The following is a 23557-nucleotide window of genomic DNA, read 5'->3' as shown; positions in this document are numbered from 1 at the left end:
TGCCTAATTATCGATCAGTGCTCCCGTTTCCTTGGTGAGGACACTCCACTTTTCCACAATCAGTCCATTCACTCCGCTACTTTAGCGAAAAAATCTATATCATCCCGTGCTCACTTCACCTTTACAGTCTCAGCAACTTCTTTCGTAATCGCCTCCCCGCCGAGGCTCTTCCATTTCGCTACAAAAACATCAAAGTCACTAAGCGGTGAATCGCCCACAATGATATTCAAAAATGTCTCGCTCTCCAGATTTTGCAGCTCCGTCCACTTACTCTTCATTAGTTGGGTGTTTCCGTAAAACACTCCCCGCACTCCCTCAATAGCAGTTGAGGTTAAGACGGCAACTCCATATTTATATGCATTCGCTGCTTTCCAGCCTTCCAGATCTTTCTTTGGTTGTTCAGTGTCCTCCACCCATTGATCATAAATGAGACGGGTATCTGGATTTAATGTGTCCGGGTCTATTTTGCCATGCAAAGCTTGCTGGATATCTGCATAATGTTTCTCTATCGCATCCGAATAATCAATTAAAAGGTCAAACGGATAATAAGCACGCAGCTGAATTCCTGTTTGCGCAGAAAAATCATCCAGCTTCTTAACTTCCTCCGAATTAGGGTCTTGCCTTCTCTCAAGTCTTGTAAACACGTTCAACTGCTTCATAATCGCCTCTGGATGCTCGAAACCTTTACGCACAACAAGGTAACGGTCTGTTACCGGAGCCAAATGAGCAACAAACTTACCAGACTCATCAAGTGGAGCAGCATACGCTCTCCATTCTGCCTTCGTATCGAGAGCAACCGCCTCTGACAAAGGATAATACGGCATCCACCACGGGCCAAAGAACATGCCTGATTTCCCTGTAATAATAGGCTCTTGCGTTTCTTTATAAAGTGCAAAATTAGGGTCCAAGAGCCCTCTTTTATACCAATCAGCCAGTTTGGCAAGCGCTTGTTTGGTCTCAGGTGTAATGGATCCATATACAATATTCCCAGCGTTATCCTTGATCCAATTGGTGGGAAAAGCATGTAATGCACTAAACACAGCATCCAGACCATTTACTAATGGCTTTGTCCCATAGATGATATTCTTGTAGCCGCTAAGTCCGACCGTATCTCTTTTGCCATTGCCATCGGGGTCTTTCTCAATAAAAGCCTTCGCTATGTTCTCAATATCTTCGAAGGTTTGCGGTGCCTGCAGCTCCAGTTTATCCAGCCAATCCTGACGCACCCAGAGCAGAACAGGCGAATCCGCATCAATGGCTACATTAGGCAATCCGTATAATTTGCCGTATCGAGAAGCATCGGATAGTGCCTCACCCTGAGTAGAATTGTACATATCCTTAATTAAATCAGAGCCATATACATTGTAGGTCTCTGTAAGGTCCTCTATCATGTCATTATCAATGAGTTTCTTCAATTGATCTCGATCAACAACCATCGCATCCGGCAAATCATTGCTATCGATCGCAAGCTGAGCTTTTTGATTAAAAGCATCTTCACCCTTCGCTTCCCAAGAGTGAACTACCTTGATATTCGTAATGCTCTCCAAATAACGGGTGATAGGATTGTTGTCGTTGCTGTCACCTGTATTTAGCCTGGAGTCGGGAACCTTAAATCCTACACGAATCACGATCGGATCTTCGTATTTGCTATACGCTATAGAAGCATCTTCGACCTCACCCTGAGGACTTCGAGTAGAATCTACTGTTTTGTTCTGGTCACGGCATGATGTAAGTCCGATCATCATTACAAGTAAGAGGATAGATCTACACAATCTCATCATCGGTCCTTCCCCTCCGCACGATATTCACTCGGGAGTTGACCAATACGTTCTTTGAACAGTCTACTGAAGTAACGGTCATCTTCAAAGCCAGACCTTGAAGCAATCTCACAGACGGGTAATGAAGTCTCCCGCAATAATGATTTAGCCAACTCAAGACGCATTCCCCGTAAACATTCACCGAATGTCTCCCCGGCAAAACGAGCGAAACATTGACTGAAATAACCACGGCTCATATTAATTTCCGCCGCTACGTCGCTCTGATTGATTTTGTCACCTGCATGGCTTTGCATATAACGAACTGCGCGAATAAGGCAAGACATCACCTCTTTAGTCAATCCTAGCTCGAGCATTCTCCTTCCCACATGATCAGAAAATCGGCGCAGCCAGGTCTTCCAATGACACCAGTTCAAATTAAAAGAAATATCCCGTTCCAGTTGAACGGCATCCTCTGACTTCAAAAGTAAAGAACTCCAGCTTTGCAAAAGGGCATGGGCAAACGTTAGAAATCTATCCTGCTTTGGCTTCTGCAGGAGTATGTTCGTTACAAAATTCTCCCATTCGTTTCCATCAATCGTCCACTTGAGATTTTGAGCTTGCACGAATAGATCAGCTTCATCCGGTTTTAAATGGGGAGCCGCTATTTCCTTCTTTAGTTCCTCATAATTCAGAAGGGTCAGTTCTTCAGCACTAGAATGATAAAATAGCATATGCCGAAGCTTCGTGGTGAGCTGCTCCTCCAATTCCTGTAGTGACTGATCTCTTAACCCACTGATGAGCGCGGTCTGCCATCTCCCAGAAAGCTGGTTCTTAAGCTCACGCTTCCCCTCCTCTTCCGAGAACCGGTGAAGCAAGGGCGACATCCACATCTCATGAAAGGTAATTAGCGGATTATTCTTCACGAAGGATAGGTGAAATAACTCTTCTTCATTACAGTGGCTGCTTAATGGTAAATAGAGCAGTGCCTTGTCTGCAGCTATCCTTTTACCTTCACCATGAACCAGTGCATCCCTTGTATTGTCCTCCCATTTGATGCGATCGACCAGGCGACGTATAGTCTCGTCCGCATTTTCCATCTCCAATAGAGTTTTGACAATATAATCAACGGCTCCTAAACGCATGGCCTCCTGCACATAGTCAAACTCATGATGGCAAGTAAGCACAACACAGCGAATCCCTGCGAAACGCTGCCTTACTAGTTTAATTAGCTCGAACCCAGAAATGCCGGGCATAGTCAAATCTACAAATAACAGATCCACTTCCTGTTGTTGAAGTAGCTCCAAGGCCGATTTGCCATCTCCCGCCTCACCGACAATCACAACCCCTAAGGATGACCAATCAATTAGAGATATGAAGCCTTTCCGCACAAGTCTCTCGTCATCAACCACTACAGCCTTAATCATCGAAGTCCTCCTTACCTTTCCTCGGTATCACGATAGATACAACCGTACCTTCCCCTAGCTTGCTGTACATCTCTAGCTTCATTTGTTCTCCATAGTAGGTTCTGAGCATCCGGTTCACGTACGAGAAGCCGATTCCGAGCCCCCGTTTCTTGGCGCCATCCTCTGACAGCAGTTGATCTAACGTATCCGCATCCATTCCAGCCCCATTGTCTCTTACACACAGCTGAACTTCTCCTTCACCATGCTCTGTAATCAAGACATCCACCCTGCCATTATCGCTTAGTCCATGATAAATCGAGTTCTCAACAAGAGGTTGAAGTAAGAATCTGGGGACAGCCACAGACAATACATCCTCATCAGCCTCCACGTTAAATTCGAATTCATAGTCATAACGGATGCGCTGCAGTTCCATATAATTTCGGATCGCTTCAATTTCCTCTCCAAGGGTAACAATGATGCTTTGCTTGCCCAGATTATAATGCAGCACCTTTACAAGAAGGGTAACCAGCTTGTCGATCTCCTTCTGACCGTTAAGCCTTGCCATCCACTGCACCGTATTCAATGTATTATGCAAAAAGTGAGGGTTAATCTGGCTAAGTAGCTTTTCAATCTCGAATTGGCTTTTCTGCTTCTCATTATGGGCTACCGCAACAATCAGCTCATTCACCTGTTTCTTCATCTGCTGGAAGTTACTAAGTACAAAATCAAACTCTTCCACATTTGTGTAAGCTACTGGAGAGGTAACATTTTCCGCCATTCGATTAATTTCAAGGTTAACCTTGCGTAAAGGACCATAAATCTTTTTCCATATCATCCAAGCCAGAACTCCGGCAAAGAGTAATGTCGAGAACGCGAGTAGGATCATTTTAAAGAACCAAGCATAAATTTCACTGTTGAATTCCGACTTTTTAACTACAGCAATAAGCTTCCAGCCCTGTGGACTAGCGTATCGAAACAGATGATATCCGGTAAGTGTTTCATGTGTGAGATTGGAGTTGCTTCCTGCTGCTTTGATAATTCCTTGAGGCAATTTACCATCAATGACATAAGTGCTAGAGCCCTGTTGATTCACAAGTAGGTGGTTAACCTTCATCCCGTAAGATTCCTGATTAAATATTTTGCGAAGCAGGCTATAATTTGTCTCTAAATAAATATATAGCTTATGCTCACCTGGTACGCGTACAATGCGCTGCTCTGAGAACACGAGATTATCGCCAACGGCATACATCGTAGAATGAGGTCCATAATAATCAGCTCCGTTATATCGCATAAAAGAAGGTAACGTACTGATATCGAAATTTCTGCGCGCACTCATATTCGTGAACAGAACCGGATCATCACTGCTTGGCATAATGTAGGCTGTAAGTCCAATGTAGGGATTAGTGAAATTAACGAGGTTGATCTTCTGGTTGATGGAGTTCATCATTTGCGATTTGCGATAAATTTGCTTTTCCTGAATAAATGAGGACATTTCTTCCACAATCTGACCATCCAGCGCAAACTGTTTAGAGGCAAAATCCATATTGTCGATGGCATTCTCCAAGCTAGAGGCTTCCTGTTTCAGGCTTGCACTTATACCATTACCAATTTTCCCTGAAAGAATAGAGTAAATAGAGGTGTAGGTTACGAATCCTACTAAAAGAAGCGGAAGAAGTGTTCCGATAACTAGATAGATGAATAAGGTATTCCGTAAGGATTTGACAACTGGGGTATGATTACGCTTGAGTACTCTTACCATCCGAATGATCCTCTTCCTTCTTCCTGTAAGCGTTCTATATATATCAATGTGAGAATACCACATTTATCCTTAATTGAATAGAATAGGGCAGGACAGCCTCCACGCCGCCCCGCCCTATTTGTATTTTTCTAATCACACCTTATTTCACACTTTTACGAGCCTCGAACAATTCCTCTGCCTTTTTAATCGAGAAATCCATAACTTCGGCATAGCCGAGACCATTCACCTTATCATGCATTTCTTTATTCAATTTGTCATATTCGGCTTGATCTTTAGCAAAAACCATTTTCCAAGAAATTTGTTGAATGACCGTACCAATTTGTTTGTTCTTTTGCTCCAGTGTTTTGTCCATCATCAATGGTTCTTTTCCAGTGAAGCCTTGTGGTGCTACGGCCAATAAATTATTTTTCTCAAAATACTCCTTAGGCGTAAGAACGCCCATCTTCGCTCTCCAGTCACTATCAAGCTTAGACGGATTACGCTCTAGGGTTGTCGTCCATAGATTGTGATCGTATGGCTCTTTGTTGTCTGGATTCACCATCGCCGGAACTACAAAAGAGAAGTTCATTTGATTAGAGCCGTAGTAGTAATCACCACCACCATATTCTGCAGGCACTTGCGTATTCTGTTGATCAGCATAAGCCTTCCACCCAAAGTCAGTCACGACAGGTTTACCGCTTGCATCCATATCCCAAGTCAGACCTTTAGGTCCGTTAGGCACCGCTGTTCCGCTTCCTGCAGAGATCATTGCACCTTCCGGAGTATACATCCAGTTAATCAATTCCATAATTCTAGCAGGTTCTTTAGCTTTTGCACCGATTGCTATAATACCGTTACCTCCGTATATATTGAAGCCAGTGGAATACATCAGCTCATCTTTGAATGGAACTAATGCAAAGCCTTTACCTTCTGCTGTTCTTTCCGGTGTATTGTAGTTTGCTGCTCCTAGCCACGGGAACCAAGAGAACAACAGACGGCCATCCTTGTATTTCGCTACAACATCATCGAATTTTTGAGTCATAGAATCTGGATCAACCAAGCCCATTTGGTTAGCTTCAAAATATAGTTTGAGCGACTTCATATACCAGCTGTCATCGGATAAGAAGTCATAATATTTCTCTTCGTCTGCTTTAACATATACAGCTGTATCAGGAATTTCGTCATAGCCCATCATGTTTGCGAACTGTTTAGCCAGTGTCATTTTATAGTTGCCATCCCAGTCAGACCACATCGAGAAGGCATAGGTTTTCTTTCCTTGCTCATTTTTTGGTTCAAGCTCTTGCATTTTTTTCAGCACGGGCAGATAATCTTCAATCTTAGAAATTTCAGGTGCGCCGATTTGCTGATAAAGATCCCATCGCAGGTCTGGCCCCCAAGTCATATCTTTCCCTTCAGAAGGTCCAGAAGGATTAGAAGCTACGCTGTTTCCGATGCCAAAAACAGATGATCCACCACCAAAAGCAACCTTTGCTTTCTCAATAGCTTTTGGGAACGTACTAGCAATGTCTTTTCCGTATTTATCAAGAAGCCCATCTTGAGTCCAGTCTAAGAGAAGCTTTCCTTTGATCGCATTTGGATAATGGTTCTTATCATCACCGAAAATAATGATATCTCCAAGATCACCCGATGCCATCATTGCAGAGATTTTGGTATCTCCACCTGTAAGGTTTGAAGCTACAATGTCCATCTCAATATTGAACTTATCTTTGATGATTTTGGCAAACCATCCGGTTTGTGGACCCGCATAGTTAGCGGTTGTAGAGAATACGGTCAGCTTCAGCGGCTTGGAATGATCAAGTGCTCCGTCATCCGGTGCTGCTGTTTCTTCCGCCGGCGCATTCGTTGCAGCGGACGTAGGCTTCTCTGTGCTCGTGTTTTTACCCGAGTTAGCCGTATTATTCCCCCCGCCACATGCTGCCAGAACAAAGACCAGGATTACGAATAGCATGACAAGCGATGCTCTTCTTAGTCTCATTGCTTTATACCCTCCCTTTCGTATCTTCACTTATAGTTCAACTCTGCGCTTAGCAGAGGAAAACCCCATTCCGTTACCGATCTGGTAGCTCATTAGCCCTTAACTGCACCGATCATAATCCCTTTGACGAAAAAGCGCTGGAAGAATGGGTACACGATTAGAATCGGCAATACAACGATCATCGTTACTGTCATCCGTACAGAGGTTGGAGTCTGCATATTTGCTACACTAGCGGCCATATCTGGTGAATTACGAATTAAAGCTGCGAGCGAGCTGGACTCGTTCAAATAACGCCATAACAAGAATTGGAGCGTAAAGTACTTCGTATCTGTCATCAGAAACGCCGTATCAATAAATGAGTTCCACTGATTCACTGCGGAAAAAATCGTAATCGTAGCCAGAATGGGCGTAGTAAGCGGTACAATAATGCTCCAGAACACCCGCATGTAACCAGCACCATCCATAGACGCTGACTCCTCAAGGGATGGAGGGATGGCCTCAACGAAGGTTTTGACCAAAATGATGTTGAATGGTGTAATAATCGTAGGCAAAATATAAGCCAGATAATTATTGGTCAGATGCAAATTGTGCATTGTAATATACCAAGGGATCAGACCTGCGCTAAAATACATCGTAACCACGACACTCCGGTACCAAATACTCCGGCCCCACATTTCCTTTTTGGTGAACAAATATCCTAAAAAAGCTGAAGACCCCACAGTAAGCAACGTCCCGACAACCGTTCTATACACGGAGACTGTTGCCGCATGTCCTAAACCGCTGATTCTTAGCACCTTACTATAGTTATCAAAATGGATCTGCCTTGGATAAAATTTGATATCCCCCGCTGCACTAAGATCATTCGAGCTGATCGTATTGATGAATAAATAATAGAATGGGTAGATGCATGACAGGGTGAACAATCCAAAGAGCGTATAGATCATAATCTGGAAGATAAGTTCTCCAGCCGTTAGTTTTTTCTTTCTCAAGTGGGATCACCCCTGACTTAAATGATAGATTCGTCACGCACCATCTTAGACAACGTGTTCGCTGCGAATAGTAGAATTACACTGACAACCGATTTCAACATGCTGACGGCCGTGGCAAAAGGAAAGTTGTTTGCGAAAGCGATGTTGTATACATAAAGATCCAGCACCTCAATAGAATCCTTATTCATCGCATTTTGAAAGGCAAAGTACTGCTCCATCCCGTTATTGACTAGATTACCTATGGAGAGCAGCAGCAGTACAAAAAAGGTTGGAATCAAACCTGGAATGGTGATATGCCAAATTTTGCGGAACCGACTTGCACCATCCACCTCAACAGCTTCGTACAATTCCTGATCAATGCCTGCGATTGCAGCAAGATAGAGAATGGCACCCCAGCCTAACGATTTCCACCAGTACCAAACGATCATCGTGACCCAAATATTTGAGCTGGAGGCTAAGAAGTTATACCCTTCATCTACCACTCCAAGCTGCACTAAAATGTGAGTGATGACACCGTTATCTACAGAGAACAACGAGAATGCCAATGCATATACCAGAATCCAGCTGATAAAGTTTGGAATCGTGGTTAGTGTCTGCACCAACTTGCGATACCAGCCTGACTTAATCTCAGTCAACATAATGGCAAAGATCACTGGAAAGATGGATGTAATTAATCCGAGTGAACTCATGGCAAGCGTGTTCTTCAGCACCCGCAGAACCTCTGCGGTCTGCGTCGGATTAGATACAATCGTCTTGAACCATTTCAAACCAACGTAAGGCGTGTCTGACAACGGTATTCCGGGAATGAAATCATAAAAGGCATAAATCCATCCGCTGATCGGCAGATAATAGAAAATAAAGGTGACAACAAGAAACGGAAAAGCCATGAAAAACAACTTATGTTTGTTCTTCATCTTCCAGCGGGATCGATGAATCGGATCGACGCTGGGAAGCAGTTCGCCAGCAGGTACCCCCATATCGGAATCTCCTATACCCAGATTTTGATTACGTTTTCAGAGTATCAGAATCTGTGCTTCTGGCGAGATAGAGAGCAGAACGCCTTATCAGGGAAACCGTCAGATACTTGTGAACCAAATTCGCAGTACAATCGACCATTTTCTACCTGTTTGTGGGACTAGAGATGGAGGGCATATATGACTTTAGACAAAAAACGACCACCACTTAGGAAGTACCCGAAGTGGTGGTCGTTTTTTTATATGTCTATTTTCATTGAAACATAAACAAACGAATATTATCTAGACTACATGCTAATGCCCAGACGCTTGAACATCCCCCTCCGCAGAGGCATCCATCTTCTGACGTCCCATATAGAACGAAGCCAATAACGCTAAAGCTGCGGGAATTACCGCCCAAGCAAAGGTGTTTACAATGGAAGAAGATAACCCAGCTGTAATCTTACTCAGAATTTCAGGTGGAATAAGCGCCCTAGTCTCCGGTGAGAGCAAGGCATGTGGGTCTTTAAAATCCATAGCTCCCGCCGGAGCCGCTCCTCCACCATTAGCCGATAGTAACTTGGTAATACTGCCTGAGAAATAGTGACTTTGAATGATACCGAAGGTGGTAATGCCTATGGTCATGCCCAGTGAACGAATGAAATTCAGCGTTGCGCTGGCAGAGCCGCGTTGCTGTGCGGTCAGTCCGTGAATGGATGCCGTACTTAGCACTGAGAATGAAGCGCCTATTCCTAGCCCAATTAAAATCATATACAAAGTAACAAGCAGTCGCGAAGCATCCGGCGTGAGTGTCGCTACAAGTCCAGTACCGATCACCAAAAGTGCGAATGTAGGAATCAGCAGGCTGCGGTAACTCGTTTTTGACATCAGAAATCCACCCATCGTAGCTGTAACCACTGAGCCAACCATCATTGGCAGCAATACAAGTCCTGAATTTGTAGCTGATCCGCCCAATACCCCTTGAATAAAGATCGGAATATACACAGAAGCCACAATAAAGGCTGCACCGCTAAATAGTGCACAGATAATGCTCACCGCATATAATCTTTTTTTAAACAAAGCAAAGGAAATAATCGGTTCTTTCGCTTTAGTTTCTACAACAAGAAACAGAGCTGCAAGGATGGCAAAGGCTGCAAATAAACCAAGAATCATGGACGAATTCCAAGCATACTCTTTCCCGCCTAGTTCCAGCGCAAACATTAAGCAAATGACTGAACCAAGCAGCGTACCCGCTCCCAACCAGTCAATAGGCTGTTTAGAATGCTCATGTGATTCTTTATAAAAGAATACGACCATCGCAAAAGCCAACAGTCCAAGGGGTAAGTTAATATAAAATATCCACTGCCAAGCAATATGATCAGTAATATACGCACCCAGTAATGGACCAAATATACTCGACAATCCAAATACTGCTCCGAATGCCCCGCCGAGCTTGCCCCGCGTCTCCAGCGGAACAGCATCGAACATGATGGCAAAAGCGATTGGCACCAGCGCCCCACCACCTATGCCCTGAATAGCCCGGTACGCAGCTAACTGAGTTATTGTATCAGCCGTTCCACAGAGAGCCGAACCCGCCATGAATACGATAATTCCAAAAATAAAAAACTTCTTACGACCATACATATCAGACAGCTTGCCGAATATGGGCATACCCGCCATCTCAGCTACGAGATAAGCTGATGTGACCCAGACAAATTTGTCCATTCCGCCAAGCTCCCCAACAATATTACCCATTGCAGTAGCAACGATGGTGCTGTCCATGGAGGCCATAAGAATTCCTAATAGGAGACCTGCGATAACAATACCCAAATTGGGCGATTTGGCAGCACTCATATGTTCCACTCCTCTTTTTCTCAAAAAATAACTATACAATTGTCTTTATATCTTCACTTGATGCTTCACTGTTGCGTGCTTATGAACTTCTAGTGTATCGCGGAATTCCACCGTTTCTATTTCACAATCCGGACCAATGATTACACGTTCTCCCCTTACCATACTAGCCTTTGTATTGACCAGATCAATAGCATCGCCTTCGATTAGCCCCGCTTCAAACAGTATTTTCGAAGTTGGCTTCATCATATGCAGCAGTCTTCCAGTTTTACTCTTCTTAATGGTTAAGATACTGCCCCCAACCTCCTTCGCACTACTTGGACCAAACAATTTAATCTCCAAATGCTCAGCACTAAGTAATCCAGCTACGCTTAAGGCACCGGAAATTTGTAATTTTTCCCCTTCGCAATCACCCTTCACATCCAAATTTCCGTAGAGATGAAGCTCATCGATTTTTACGGAGGCTGCTTTTATTTCACCCTGTCCACGTAAGTAATCCCCTTCAAGATTACCCTCGAGTGCAATTTCGCCAGTGATTTTCATTTGCTTCATATTCAGATTTCCAGCTATATTAGCATTTCCAGTCAGATTCATCTTTTCGCAATTCACATCTCCAGCGAATTTGCATTCTCCAGTGATCTTAACATCTTTGAAAGAACCACCGGCTGAAGATGTCGTTCCAATTATTTTAAGATTATCATTCACAGGGCCTTCTCCACCTTTCCAACCTTAGCCTCTGGATGCACTGTAATTTGTTCGCGATACTCTACCCGTCCGAGTGTACAGCCTGGGCCAATAATGACAATATTTCCTCTGATGATATCCGCAATTGTATATTCTACATCTATAAAATCTCCCTCGATCGTTCGAGCACATAGCTCAGGCCGAAGCTTAGGGATGATTCCGCTAAACATCTTACTCCAAAACCCATTATTCACTTGCCGTATCACGAGGCTTTCCACACCGATTTCATTAGCCTTCCCTTGACTCTGCAGTTTGAAATCCACATGACCGGCACTTAGTAAACCACCAACACTAAAGCTACCTTCACCTATAAAATCCTCAAGTTCACAATCCCCTTTGACACTCACCATTCCGTTAAGGGTACAGCTTTCACCTCGAAAACTCTTACCTACATTAAGAACCCCATCCACCTTTAGGGTACCAAAACGCATATTACCCATCACTTTGATGACCCCGTTACATTCTGCTTCTTCTGCTGCGAGATCATCATTCAAATTCATATGCCCATTTCCTTTAAACATTCGCGCCACAATCGGTCCGACTACTTTACCTACACCATCCATGTTTACGTTGTTGTAAGTACCTCCGGCCCCACCACTAACCCCGTTTATTATCAAATCAGGCAGCTGATGTTTGTCCATTACTCTTCCTCCTATTCAACAAGCTTGTAGGCAAGCTTACCTTTCAATTGTTCGATCAAATCTGCATATGTCATTTTACTGACTAATCTAACCCCTTCATCAAACCATAACTCCGCGGGCGCTTGTGCAAGAATGAAGGATGACACCCCCATTTTCCGGACAAAAAACAACTCCCAGCTTCCACTCTCGAGCCTTGAAACATTCACCTGCAAAGTGCGAAACAGAAGCTCCGCCTCCTCCATACTCATTTCCCCAGCACTAAGCAGGCGGTCTACGGCGAATAAATGAACGAGCTCCTCAAAAGTATATTTACTTTCATCACCGAGACTTTCTCCAAACTTCCTCAGTGTTGTTGTCGAAACAATGTTACGTTCCATAATTTCCTTAGCAGTTACACTCACCTTCTCAAAGGATGCCTTATCCGATAGCTTATCAGCCATTTCATCCAAAGAAAGTCCATCTTTCATATTCACAATGTTGTGAATTCGCGACAAGATCATCTCTTTAGGAAAAAAAGTCTCTTGTCCAGTAAAGGTAGATTTGCGGATAAACCATTCCTCGGGGATTAACTGCTTCCTTTTCCAGCGATACAATTGCCCATATGAAATACCGGTTAAATCCAGCAGTTGCTTCTTCGAAATCAAATCATCTTCCATATGCGATCACTCCTCGAAAACATCGTAACATAACACTGTTACGTTGTAAATAAAACACTCCCCCTTAAATCTCCTACTGAAACAAATCATTACATTAAAGTTTCCCTCCAAGATTTTACGACACAAGAAAAAAGTGAACCTCCGTCTAGAGGAGGATCTTCACTCTTTTACCCGCACTGTATTCTTTGGTTTAAGCTAGGCATATTAATTTATGACAAAAAGAGAAGGAGTCTTTATCGACTCCTTCTCTTTTCCTCACTTAATGTCTTCAGAATCTTTTTTTTGGTTTGGATTAATCGTTTTTCAGCACCATGTGGGTGTAATGGTTCACCCCAGATAAATCCATCACCTTCGTACCTCGGAATGATATGCATATGGTAATGGGTAAGGTCGTTAAACTTCCCTCCATCTTGACAAATTCTTATACCGTCAGGTTTAAACAAGCTCTTCAAAGCAATTGAAAGTTTTTTCGAAGCATCCATGATAGCATAAGCAGTCTCTGACTCCATCTCTTCGACATCACAGTAATGCTTTTTGGGGAGGATTAGAGTATGTCCTTCATTAAAAGGAGCAATATCAAGCACACAAGTAATAAATTCATTTTCATAAACAATATTCAAGTCAGGTTCAATACCGTTAGCGATTCTACATCCTAAGCATTCCATGTACAGCAGCACTCCATCCTATTTATTTTCATTTACTACTTGTTGAGCAATGCTTAGAATTGTATCCTCATCCAAACTGTTGAACTTTAAAGTGATTGAACCTTTTGAAGCATTGAATGCTAAAAACGTATAATCACTTTTTTTTATTTTTTGCGCCTGATTGCCGCTAATATCAATAATATCAGCATCGTTCAAATCAATTTGAGTATTGCTATAGGTTATTTCAATGAGTGTTTCTCCTTGATAAGGTCCGTAGATGATTTTTCTTTCATCGGACGCTTTTTGTTCCTTTGTTAACTTCTCCAGTTTCCCTTTGTTTTTAGTATATGTGACTAAAACTTCTTGATTGTCTCCAATAAAGTTACCTTGTTTGTCCTTTGGAGGGAATTTATGTTGTACATAACTAACTTCATATCCATCCAATGTAGGAATACTAAATGATGATCCTAATGCACTAACCTGCACCTGCGCTTTAGCTAATTCATCGTTGGAACCAGCCTTTTGACATCCTGATATTAAAAATATAATTGCAGCAATAAAAAATATAAATCCAGATTTATTCATGAAATCACCTCTAATTATTTGAATTAATAATAATGGAAAACCTTAGTAGTTCGTAGATATACTTCAGTTACATTCCTCTTAATCTCTTTAATATCCCTAAATATGGAAGCACTATATATACGTTGTAAAAGTAAATTTGTTGCACTAACCCCCTCTTAGTTTAATGAGAAAATGCTTAACAACGAAGTTTGGTGTTCGTGCCCGTCACAGAGAACAGGCAAGAGCTAACCACCATCTGTTTCTTGTTCGATGCTGTGTTCTCATATTTCTTGCTCAAACGTGTTTACACCGATTCATGGAGAGCATTCAGTCCTTACGCAAATACGAAAGGATACATGAAATAAGTCTCGTCCATTTCGACGATACCTTGGAATGATCCCGTTGGAATCTGCTTCAGAACAGCAAGAATTTTATGTCTCCAATAAAACAAGGTCACATGGGTTACCTCACCATACAGTTCCTTGGCACATTGTCTATAGTGAATAACCCTCAATCATGAATTCGATAAACCGAGCCCAAATATGATGTCTTCGTGTTCGCTGAAGAGGAGTATTCGTCAAGTCGTTGAATGTTTGACGGCAGAATTTACAATGGTACCTTTGCCGTTTAACTTCTCTAGCGCGTGTTTTAACAATGTATTTACCAAATGGAACAGCACAACAATTGTTGCAATGGGGGCAGACAAGCCCATGTTTATGCTTTTGCTCCTGGATTTCATCAATCGCACGTATAGGAGCTGACATTCCCTTGGTTCTGGACTGTAAAAAAGTGAATGAGCTCTCGCTTGCCACTAGTGTCATCTTAATTACAGAACAAACGTTCGTAAAACATAAATATCAACAATGTGATTTAACATAGCCTAAAACAAAGAAAAGAAAGCCCTCCCAAGCCAATACTATGGCATCTGGGACAGCCTTCTTTATTTCACTTGCTCTATCTACAAATCTATTTTATCGTTTAAGTCTTTCATTAACCTTACTGCACATAGGTATAATGCGCTGAATCATATTGTGGACCTGATTTCTCATAAGTGAACCAGTACTCAATACTGCTGCCAGCACTTAACCCACTTACTGTCTGCTTCCATGTCCCTGAGCTGTTGGTCATCCGGTAATTAAGCTGTGATCCCCCGTTAACCTTATAATGCACATCTACATAAAGAGCACTGGTCACAGGTGTAATATAAATGCTCGCTTCTGTTGAAGAAAGTCTCGTTACGCCTGCTGTAAAGTCAGCCGTCACATGATCACCGCCTCCGCTGCCTCCAGATGGATTAGTACTAACCGTTGCGGCATTACTGGCGGATGATAGATTACCCGCTGCATCCGTAGCTTTTACTGTAAACGTATAGGCTGTGCTCGGAGTAAGTCCACTAACAGTTGCTGTAGTTCCCGCCACCGAGGCTACCTGCTGTGTTCCGCGATAAACGAGATATCCTGTAACGCCAACATTATCTGTTGAAGCAGACCAGCTCAGGTTAACTGCTGTGTCCGTCTTGCTGGTTACTGTCAGATTAGCAGGTGCAGTAGGTGCTGTCGTGTCTCCAGTATTACCACCACCCGTCAAGAATTGCCCGGTGAATGGGTTAAATCGATGCAGGGATAGAATTAACCAACCCGTGCTGGACACGCAGTTTTGCTGTGCCATCACCCAATAGCTGTTGCTGGTCCCTTTCAGTGAGTACGGGATTCCCCCAAGCGAAGCGCCGCTTGTGCCTTGCTTTTTAATAATTTCAGTGTTAATGGCATCCGCTTTGGATACATTGCCTTGCATAAAGTAGGCGAGCGACATAAATGCGCTTCCTTCAAACCATACATCAGCACCCGTATTACCGATTTGATTCCCGTTATCGTCATATGCGGGTAAAACTTCATCCGTCCAGTCAAAATCATATCCGGTCAGCGTATTCCCAGCATCATTGTAAGTAAGCGTCTGCTTGTAACGCGGATTTGCAAGGGTCCCCGGGGTGCCGGAGGCATTTTCCACATAAGTTAAGCTTGCTCCATAGTTATGCGTTCCGGATACTCCTAAAGCCAGTACTCCCCATGGATTCACGTCCAATGGAATTTTAGGGTCGATCAGATTCGTATCGTTTTTCCAGCCTCCCTTGAAGCGTTTGACACTGTCATCCCACACGTAATTATCCAGGAAGGTTTTGACTCCAGTAGCTGCGCTATTGTATGTGGCAGCCTTTGAGGAATCCACCGAAGCATAATACTGCAGCACCCGGTAAATATCGATATTGTGCTCGGTAGAGCTCCAAGGCTCATCAGAGTTACTCCAAGCACTCCATCCTCCTGCGATACTGCCATTTGCTTTTTTATACTGTAAGCTCCAATCGAGTGCTTTGAGCGCCATCGGACGATATCGCGTGTCATTATATTGCTTTTCATAAGCCATAGCTGCCATTGCCATCCATACAACCGGCCCCACATGTTTACGAATTTCTTCTCCGTAGCCATTGTTATACCAATAAGAGTTCAGCCAGAAGCCCGAAGGGTCCTGAATGTCCCGCATTTTGTTCAACACCTGCTCTGCCCGTGTCCGCTCACCTTTTACAATAAAGGCAATGGCTGCAACAGCTTGATCATACGTGTATACAATCTGTTTGGGGTTGTTTGGACCCCAGAAATCCTCAAAGCTATCTACCAATCCCTCAAAAGCATACCCCGCTGTTGCATCCTGCTGGGCCTTCAACCAGATTAAAGCACGATTTGAAGCGTCACTTGCAGCATCTGCACTCACTTTTCCACCCATAGGTAGAGCTACTCCAATAACCAGCAGACTTGTCATTAAGATCGAAAACAGCTTCCTCATCTTCATAACTTTCCTCCTCATATTCATGATGAACTGGGCAATGAGAGTTCTTTGAAGCATAATAACTAAAGCGTTTTCAAACAGCGACAACAGGAACTTTTGAATTCTTTACCATGGTAATTGTCCTCATTTTCAGCCTTTGGGGTCTATTCGTCAACGGTTTTCTGTAAAATTTTAACTAAATGAGGCGAAACAACCATAAAGCCCATTTTAGAAACTATACGAAAGACCGCAATTATTTTATTAGTTCGTGTTCACGAAGACAAAACAAAAAGAGCAGACAGCTCCTTGGGAAGGATTCTATCTGCTCTTATGATTTAATCACACTATTCTATTCTACTTTATCTTCACCAGAAGCTTCAACTGCAGCTGGTTCAGCAGCATCTTCATCGGTTGGCTCTTGAGCTGCTGGAGGTGCGATCCGGACAATTAAAGTGTCCTCAGGCGTCAATACTTCCCAGCCTTCATGCTTCGGCAGATCAGATACCAGCAATTGGTCACCAATATCTAGTCCACTGATATCCACCTCAAAGGATGCCGTTAATTTATCTGGAAGTGTGCGAATATCCAGCTCATGCAATTCAATTTGCTGCACGCCGCCACTCTTCACACCTACTGGATCACCTGTAAAGTGAAATGCCACTTTTGTATCCAATTTAGCCTTCATATCAATTTGTTGAAAATCAATATGCAGCAGTTGTTTGGATACTGGCTGGCGCTGGATTTCTTGGATGACAACGTTCTTTTTACCCGAGTCTGGTAATTCCAAGGTTAATACTGCCCGAGGGTTATTAGCCAAAATCCCGATAATTGTCTTAGCATCCGCTGTAAAGGACTGGCTATCTGAACCTGCACCGTACACGACTACCGGTACAAAGCCTTTTCTGCGCTGTGAAGAAGTCGAGCCGGATCTTTCTGTCAAACGTACTGTTGTATTCACGATGATTCCTCCTAAGTAGGGATTTTATACTAGACCGATTAGATATGTACGTCTAACCTAACCACTCTCTATTACCCCATTAACCTGGCTTCGAAACCCTTTAAGACTTTTTGTGCTCAGGCAAAAATAAGGTCAAATTGTATTATTATACAATTCAACATTAATTATTCAAGACTTAGGAGCGAATCGTCATTATATCTTTGACAGCTATTAGACTAAATGACAAGCTACAAAATGGTTATTGCCGGCATCACGGAATACCGGGATTTCAGACCTGCAAACCTCTTGTGCATAGGGACACCGGGTATGAAATTTACAACCGGAAGGCGGGTTCACTGGGCTCGGAATATCCCCCTTAAGGACAATTCTTTCCCTTTTCAGCTTAGGAATAGGTATTGGAACAGCTGATAGCAATGCCTTGGTATAAGGATGGAGCGGATTCTTAAATAATTCATCTCTAGAAGCCGTCTCCATCATAGATCCCAGATACATGACACCAATTCTTGAACATAAATGCTCAACCACACTCAAATCATGGGAGATAAACAAATAGGTTAGCCCACGGCTCTGCTGCAGCTTACTGAATAAATTAATAATCTGTGCTTGGATGGACACATCCAAGGCCGAGACTGGCTCGTCTGCAATGATTAGCTCAGGATTCAGCACAAGCGCACGCGCGATTCCGATCCGTTGTCGCTGTCCTCCTGAGAATTCATGCGGAAAGCGATCAATATGATAAGAGGATAAACCACATGCCTCAAGCGCCTCAAGTACCCGATCACGAACCTCTGATTTTGAGCATAACCCATGATCCAGTAAAGCTTCTCCGATAGCATCACCTATGCGGACCCGAGGGTTAAGTGAGCTATACGGGTCTTGAAAGATTAGCTGCATTTGGGGTCTGATATTTCGCAATTCAGCGGGGGACAAAGAATGAATGTCTATTCCTTTGAATTTGATCTCGCCTGCCGTTTTATCCGTTAGCCGTAAAATCGTCCGTCCGACCGTACTCTTTCCGCTCCCGGATTCTCCTACAAGCCCAAACGTCTCCCCTGGCTGAAGCGTGATGCTAATATCATCAACAGCCTTTACATGCCCAACCGTTCGGTTAAGCAATCCCTTAGTGACAGGGAAATATTTCTTCAGATGATTGACCTCAAGCAATGCCTCAGGCATGAACAACCGCCTCCTCATACAACCAGCAAGCTACCTTTTGTCTGCTGGCCACTTCTTTAAGCTGGGGCTGCTGGCTGACACAAACAGGCATGCAATGCTCACAGCGGTCATGAAAATAGCAAGAAGGTACCAGCTCAAGCGGATTTGGCACTTGGCCTGGTATGGAATACAGCTCATCCTGCCGCTGATTGATAACTGGCTTCGATTTGAGCAGCCCTTTCGTATAAGGGTGTTTGGGATTGTTGAACAATTCAACAACCTCCCCCTCCTCCACAATATTTCCGGAGTACATAACAATCACGTAATCAGCCATCTCCGCGACTACACCCAGGTCATGGGTGATTAATAGAATAGACATGCCGGAGCTGTCTTTAATTTCACGAAGCATATCCAGAATTTGTGCTTGAATCGTTACATCCAGCGCCGTTGTGGGTTCATCTGCAATCAATAGTTTTGGACTGCAGGCGATAGCAATAGCGATCATAATCCGCTGCAGCATCCCTCCACTTAATTCATGTGGATAACTATCAGCAATTTGCTCAGGTCGTGATATGCCTACCTGTTTTATTAGTTCAATCGCCCGGATACGCGCCTGCTTCTTATTCATCTTCAAATGCACGATCAACGGCTCCATAATTTGTTCACCGATCTTGATTACAGGATTAAGAGAGGACATGGGTTCCTGGAAGATCATCGCGATCTCGTTGCCACGGATGGCTCGCAGTGTGTTTTTGTCCATTTGCAACAAATCTTCACCCTGAAAATCAATTTTGCCATGGGCAACCTTGCCCCCTGGCTCTTCAACAAGACCCATGATGGACATCGCAGTTACACTTTTGCCGCAGCCCGATTCTCCGACGATACAGACCGTCTCTCCTTCACGGACACGGAAGCTTACATCATCAACGGCTTTCACTTTTCCTTCTTCCGTGAAGAAGTATGTACTTAGACCGTCTATATTCATTAAATCACTCATGTGAGGATCACCTACCTCTTCTGTTTAGGATCAAGTACGTCCCGGAGTCCGTCACCAAAAATATTGATCGCGATTACTGTCGCGAAGATGGATAGCCCAGGCGGAATCCACAGCCACGGCCGATCCTTGAAGTCGATCATATTATTCGCTGCGTCAATCATATTGCCCCAGGTTGGCGTTGGCGGCATAACACCTAGTCCAAAAAAGCTAAGAACCGATTCACTCAGAATAGCGCCACCGATGTTGAGCGTTGCCATAACGATCAGCAGCGGGATAATGTTCGGCAGCAAATGGTTAAATAATTTACGCCGATCCCGAAGGCCTAATACTACAGCTGCTTGCATAAACTCACGTTCTCGCAGACTAAGCATTTGCCCCCGTACCATACGCGCCATACCTGGCCAGCTCACAATGCTGAGCATAAGCATAACGATATACATCCGGTAGTCCGTTGGAATCTTCCACTCCGATAATAACGCTCCAAAAATAAAGAGCAGTGGCAAACTCGGAACCGTCAATAGAAGATCCGCAATCCGCATTATGATTTGATCGGCGATTCCGCGGTAATACCCAGCTATGGCTCCCAAAAGAGCCCCGATAAACACCGAAAGAACCATTGATGCCAGTCCTACTGTTAGTGAAATGCGTCCTGCCTGCATCACCCGGGTCAAAATATCTCTGCCCAGCGCGTCAGTGCCAAGCCAATGCTTCATATTAGGTGCCTTGTTCATCAGTGCCATATTAATTTTGTTATCCGTATAGGGTGAGAACAGAGGACCAAGAAAACAAAGCGCAAACATAAAGATCACTACCACAAACCCGGATACCGCCAGCTTGTTCTTCAGCAACCTCCGAAGGGATTGCCGGAATAAAGAGGATTTTCCTTTGGTGGTCTGGGGTTTCGAGATCCCCGCTACATTGCTTTGAACTGCCACGTCAGCTTCCTCCTCTCTATAGCCGAACTCTAGGATCGGCAATCCGGTACAAAACATCCGAAAGCAACGTTCCTATGACGGTAAGTATGGCAATAAACATCGTAAAGCCCATCAGCAAAGGATAATCCCTAAGTCCAAAGGACTGCATATACAGCTGGCCAATCCCAGGCCAATTGAATATTTTTTCAATAATAAGTGACCCGCCGAATAGTGCTGGAAGCTCGAAGCCAACCAGGGTAATCGCAGGCAATAAAGCATTTCGCAGGGCATGTGTAAAGAGCACCTTACGGTCCCTTAGGCCTTTAGCACGGGCGGTGCGGATATAATCCTGTTTTAAGACATCGATCATATTACTGCGGAAATAACGGGTGAGTGAGCCCAATCCAAGGAGGGTCATAACAACAACCGGAAGGGTCATATGCGTTACAATCTCCTTAAAATACGCCAGACCTGTAGCATTACTACCTGTCGTGATTATTCCACCCGGAGGGAGCCACTTCAGATCGACGGCCAGAATTTTGATCAGGAATAAGCCTATAAAAAATGACGGCAGCGACATTGCTGCGAAAATAGCGATCATCACGAGTGTATCGAACCATGAATATTGCTTATAGGCTGAAATCACACCAATAATAACTGCAATCACCCACGTCAGAAACGTGGAAACGGCAGCCAGTAGAAAGGAATTCCACATATAATCATTAAAAAGCTGCAGCACAGGCTTCTGTTGGGCTAAGGAATAACCGAAATCGCCATGCAGCGCATTCTTCATCCAGATTCCATACCGCTCAAGCATCGGCTTGTTTAAGCCGTAAATCTCTCGCAGCTCAGCTTTACGTTCTGCAGTCAATTTGATATTTCCGGTTATGAAGTCCCCGGGAGTTGAAGCATACAGGCAGAAGATCAATAATGATGCCGCAAATAAGATAATGACCATGTACAACAGTCTTTTCGATAAATAAGCGCTCATGACAGACTCCTTATGATTTGTCCCCTGCTCATCAGAGCAGGGGACACTGTTTTATTTATTTCAGGCTCCAAGTTGGCAGACTGCCAGCAAGACCGATGAACGGGCTGACCGATAGATTCTCAATACGTCCGTTATAGGCGTATACAGTCTTTTTGTAACTTGTGAAAATAATAGGCAGTTCATCATTGAAGAGCTGATACAGCTCTTTGTATACCGCTTTGCGTGCTTCAATATCAGTAGTAGCTAAGGCTTTATTGTATAGCTCCAGGAATTTCGGATTGTCATAATCCGTGATTTCTCCATCGAAGAATTGCATGAACCCGTCAGCCGGATCAGTCAACATACTAGTGGAGAAGGATACGAGGTCGTAATCCCCACCTTCTACCTTAGATACCAGAGAGTTAAAGTCTGCGAATACCTCAGGCTGGAAATCGATACCCAGTGCTTCAAAATTCTCTTTAGCTACAGCAATAAAAATATCTGTATTTTTGCTCTTAGAGCCGAGGTAGTGAATGGTAAGCGGTTTGCCATCTTTTTCACGGATACCACCCGCGCCTACTGTCCAGCCTGCTTCATCCAGCAATTGTTTTGCTTTTTCCGGATCATATTTGTAAGGATTAATCCCTTCCTCCGTGTAAGACCAAGAGATAGGGGATGCCGGGATGTTGGCAATTGAGCCTGCACCTTGCGCTGCATCTACATAAATACTCTGACGATCCAGACCGTACACAATGGCTTGACGTACAAGCTTATCCTTGAGCTGTTCATGCTTCAGATTGACTTGCAAATAACCATAGGTACTTGGAGTGTAAGGAATAATATTCACAAAACCGAGTGCTTTCAGCTTCTCGATATTCTCGTCTGTCGCACTAAAAGAAGCGTAGTCTACCTCACCCGTTTCTACGAACTGCCATACATCGCCTTCCGTAGTTTTATAAATGAAATGTTCCGTTTTTGGTTTACCTTTGAAATAATTCTCATTCGCCACAAAACGTACTTCTTGCCCCGGAATAAATTTCTCCAGCTTGTAAGGTCCATCTCCAAGTGGCTTCTCATGCAGCTTCTTGATGTATTCAAGATCTCCAAATTTATAGTCCTTGCCATAGTAAGCTTTCGACAGAACATTCGAGCCGAGCTGTACCAGCGCTGTTGCGTTTGGTTGCTCAAGCGTCACTGAGATCGTCTGTGGATCAGTCACTTTAATCCCTTCTATTGCTGTAGAAGAACCATCTTTATAGGCTTTGCCGCCTTTAACATTTAGTGATGGAAGCTGGGAGCTACCGTCATACGATTTGTCGTATTGAATCGTCCAAGTAAAAGCCACGTCATCCGCTGTCAATGGTGAACCGTCGCTGAATTTTAGATCTTTTCTCAAGTGGAACGTGTATGTAAGCTGATCATCCGAAACATCCCAGCTCTCTGCAAGCTCCGGTGTTGGAACGCCTTTATCGTCTACAGTTACGAGAGAAGCGTATAGCAGTGAAGATACATTGCCATCATAACCACTTTGCTGAAAATACGGAGTAAAAGCTCCGCTTGGGTCCGTTAACCCTACGATAATGGTGTCTGTACGTTTCTCTGCAACTGCTGGAAGTTTGGACAAATCGGTTGCGGTAAAAGGCTCGCTTAGCGCACCCGCATGAACAGTCTCTGCCGGAGTTGTTGCTTCCACATGGGTTGAATTGGACCCTGCAGCCGCGTTGTTACCAGACGAGGATTCGTTATTACTGTTGTTAGCGCAAGCAGAAAGTAAAAGTGAACCCGTAAGCAGTAATGAAGTGATTAC

General features: G+C 43.8%; 19 protein-coding genes and 1 pseudogene. All 20 read right to left on the bottom strand.

Annotated features, from left to right (window positions below):
* Window positions 1–110: 110 nt before the first annotated feature.
* The 20 genes and pseudogenes from ACWNM1_RS23815 to ACWNM1_RS23720 all read right to left on the bottom strand — a co-directional run bounded on the left by ACWNM1_RS23815 (window position 111) and on the right by ACWNM1_RS23720 (window position 23554).
* Entirely contained in the window at window positions 111–1781 is a 1671-nt protein-coding gene (locus tag ACWNM1_RS23815; protein ID WP_341128763.1) for an extracellular solute-binding protein, read from the bottom strand.
* On the bottom strand, window positions 1778–3181 hold the full coding sequence (locus ACWNM1_RS23810) for a response regulator transcription factor (RefSeq protein ID WP_449602878.1): 1404 nt from the start codon (window positions 3179–3181) through the stop codon (window positions 1778–1780). Before ACWNM1_RS23810 ends, ACWNM1_RS23815 begins: the two co-directional genes overlap by 4 nt.
* Complete coding sequence (locus ACWNM1_RS23805; protein ID WP_449602877.1) at window positions 3174–4919, bottom strand: sensor histidine kinase; 1746 nt, start codon at window positions 4917–4919, stop codon at window positions 3174–3176. The genes ACWNM1_RS23810 and ACWNM1_RS23805 overlap by 8 nt, the downstream gene beginning before the upstream one ends.
* Window positions 4920–5058: 139 nt before the next feature.
* Window positions 5059–6894, bottom strand: a complete 1836-nt coding sequence (locus ACWNM1_RS23800; protein ID WP_449602876.1) for an ABC transporter substrate-binding protein — start codon at window positions 6892–6894, stop codon at window positions 5059–5061.
* A gap of 92 nt (window positions 6895–6986) precedes the next feature.
* The gene (locus tag ACWNM1_RS23795) at window positions 6987–7883 is read right to left on the bottom strand and encodes a carbohydrate ABC transporter permease (RefSeq protein ID WP_042190000.1); all 897 of its coding nucleotides are present in this window, start codon (window positions 7881–7883) and stop codon (window positions 6987–6989) included.
* Between the two features lie 17 nt (window positions 7884–7900).
* Entirely contained in the window at window positions 7901–8860 is a 960-nt protein-coding gene (locus ACWNM1_RS23790) for an ABC transporter permease (RefSeq protein WP_449602875.1), read from the bottom strand.
* A gap of 291 nt (window positions 8861–9151) precedes the next feature.
* Window positions 9152–10690, bottom strand: coding sequence for an MDR family MFS transporter (locus ACWNM1_RS23785; RefSeq protein WP_449602874.1), 1539 nt, complete (start codon window positions 10688–10690; stop codon window positions 9152–9154).
* A gap of 45 nt (window positions 10691–10735) precedes the next feature.
* Entirely contained in the window at window positions 10736–11392 is a 657-nt protein-coding gene (locus tag ACWNM1_RS23780) for a hypothetical protein (protein ID WP_449602873.1), read from the bottom strand.
* A complete protein-coding gene (locus ACWNM1_RS23775; RefSeq protein ID WP_449602872.1) occupies window positions 11389–12072 on the bottom strand; it encodes a hypothetical protein in 684 nt (227 codons plus the stop codon). Before ACWNM1_RS23775 ends, ACWNM1_RS23780 begins: the two co-directional genes overlap by 4 nt.
* 11 nt (window positions 12073–12083) lie before the next feature.
* Window positions 12084–12728 (bottom strand): YhbD family protein, encoded by a 645-nt coding sequence (locus tag ACWNM1_RS23770; RefSeq protein ID WP_449602871.1) that lies wholly within the window; start codon window positions 12726–12728, stop codon window positions 12084–12086.
* Window positions 12729–12961: 233 nt separating this feature from the next.
* Window positions 12962–13393 carry an HIT family protein gene (locus ACWNM1_RS23765; RefSeq protein WP_449602870.1) on the bottom strand — a complete coding sequence of 144 codons (432 nt, stop codon included), beginning with the start codon at window positions 13391–13393 and terminating at the stop codon, window positions 12962–12964.
* Window positions 13394–13411: 18 nt separating this feature from the next.
* A complete protein-coding gene (locus ACWNM1_RS23760) occupies window positions 13412–13957 on the bottom strand; it encodes a hypothetical protein (RefSeq protein ID WP_449602869.1) in 546 nt (181 codons plus the stop codon).
* A 331-nt stretch (window positions 13958–14288) separates the two neighbouring features.
* A pseudogene (locus tag ACWNM1_RS23755) lies at window positions 14289–14679 on the bottom strand (transposase); the annotation flags it as partial.
* A gap of 253 nt (window positions 14680–14932) precedes the next feature.
* Entirely contained in the window at window positions 14933–16780 is a 1848-nt protein-coding gene (locus ACWNM1_RS23750; RefSeq protein ID WP_449602868.1) for a fibronectin type III domain-containing protein, read from the bottom strand.
* Window positions 16781–17105: 325 nt separating this feature from the next.
* Window positions 17106–17714 carry a 50S ribosomal protein L25 gene (locus tag ACWNM1_RS23745; protein ID WP_449602867.1) on the bottom strand — a complete coding sequence of 203 codons (609 nt, stop codon included), beginning with the start codon at window positions 17712–17714 and terminating at the stop codon, window positions 17106–17108.
* A gap of 210 nt (window positions 17715–17924) precedes the next feature.
* Window positions 17925–18890 (bottom strand): ABC transporter ATP-binding protein, encoded by a 966-nt coding sequence (locus ACWNM1_RS23740; RefSeq protein WP_076284613.1) that lies wholly within the window; start codon window positions 18888–18890, stop codon window positions 17925–17927.
* Window positions 18883–19866, bottom strand: coding sequence for an ABC transporter ATP-binding protein (locus ACWNM1_RS23735; RefSeq protein ID WP_449602866.1), 984 nt, complete (start codon window positions 19864–19866; stop codon window positions 18883–18885). Before ACWNM1_RS23735 ends, ACWNM1_RS23740 begins: the two co-directional genes overlap by 8 nt.
* Window positions 19867–19877: 11 nt before the next feature.
* Window positions 19878–20801: an oligopeptide ABC transporter permease gene (gene opp4C, locus ACWNM1_RS23730; RefSeq protein WP_339242614.1), complete on the bottom strand. Its 924-nt coding sequence runs from the start codon at window positions 20799–20801 to the stop codon at window positions 19878–19880.
* A gap of 16 nt (window positions 20802–20817) precedes the next feature.
* Window positions 20818–21771, bottom strand: coding sequence for an ABC transporter permease (locus ACWNM1_RS23725; protein ID WP_449602865.1), 954 nt, complete (start codon window positions 21769–21771; stop codon window positions 20818–20820).
* Between the two features lie 55 nt (window positions 21772–21826).
* A complete protein-coding gene (locus ACWNM1_RS23720) occupies window positions 21827–23554 on the bottom strand; it encodes an ABC transporter substrate-binding protein (RefSeq protein WP_449602886.1) in 1728 nt (575 codons plus the stop codon).
* Window positions 23555–23557 lie beyond the last annotated feature (3 nt).

The sequence above is a fragment of the Paenibacillus sp. Marseille-Q9583 genome, assembly GCF_976954365.1.
Note: the sequence above shows the minus strand (reverse complement) of the source record. Positions and strands in the feature narration are given on the sequence as shown.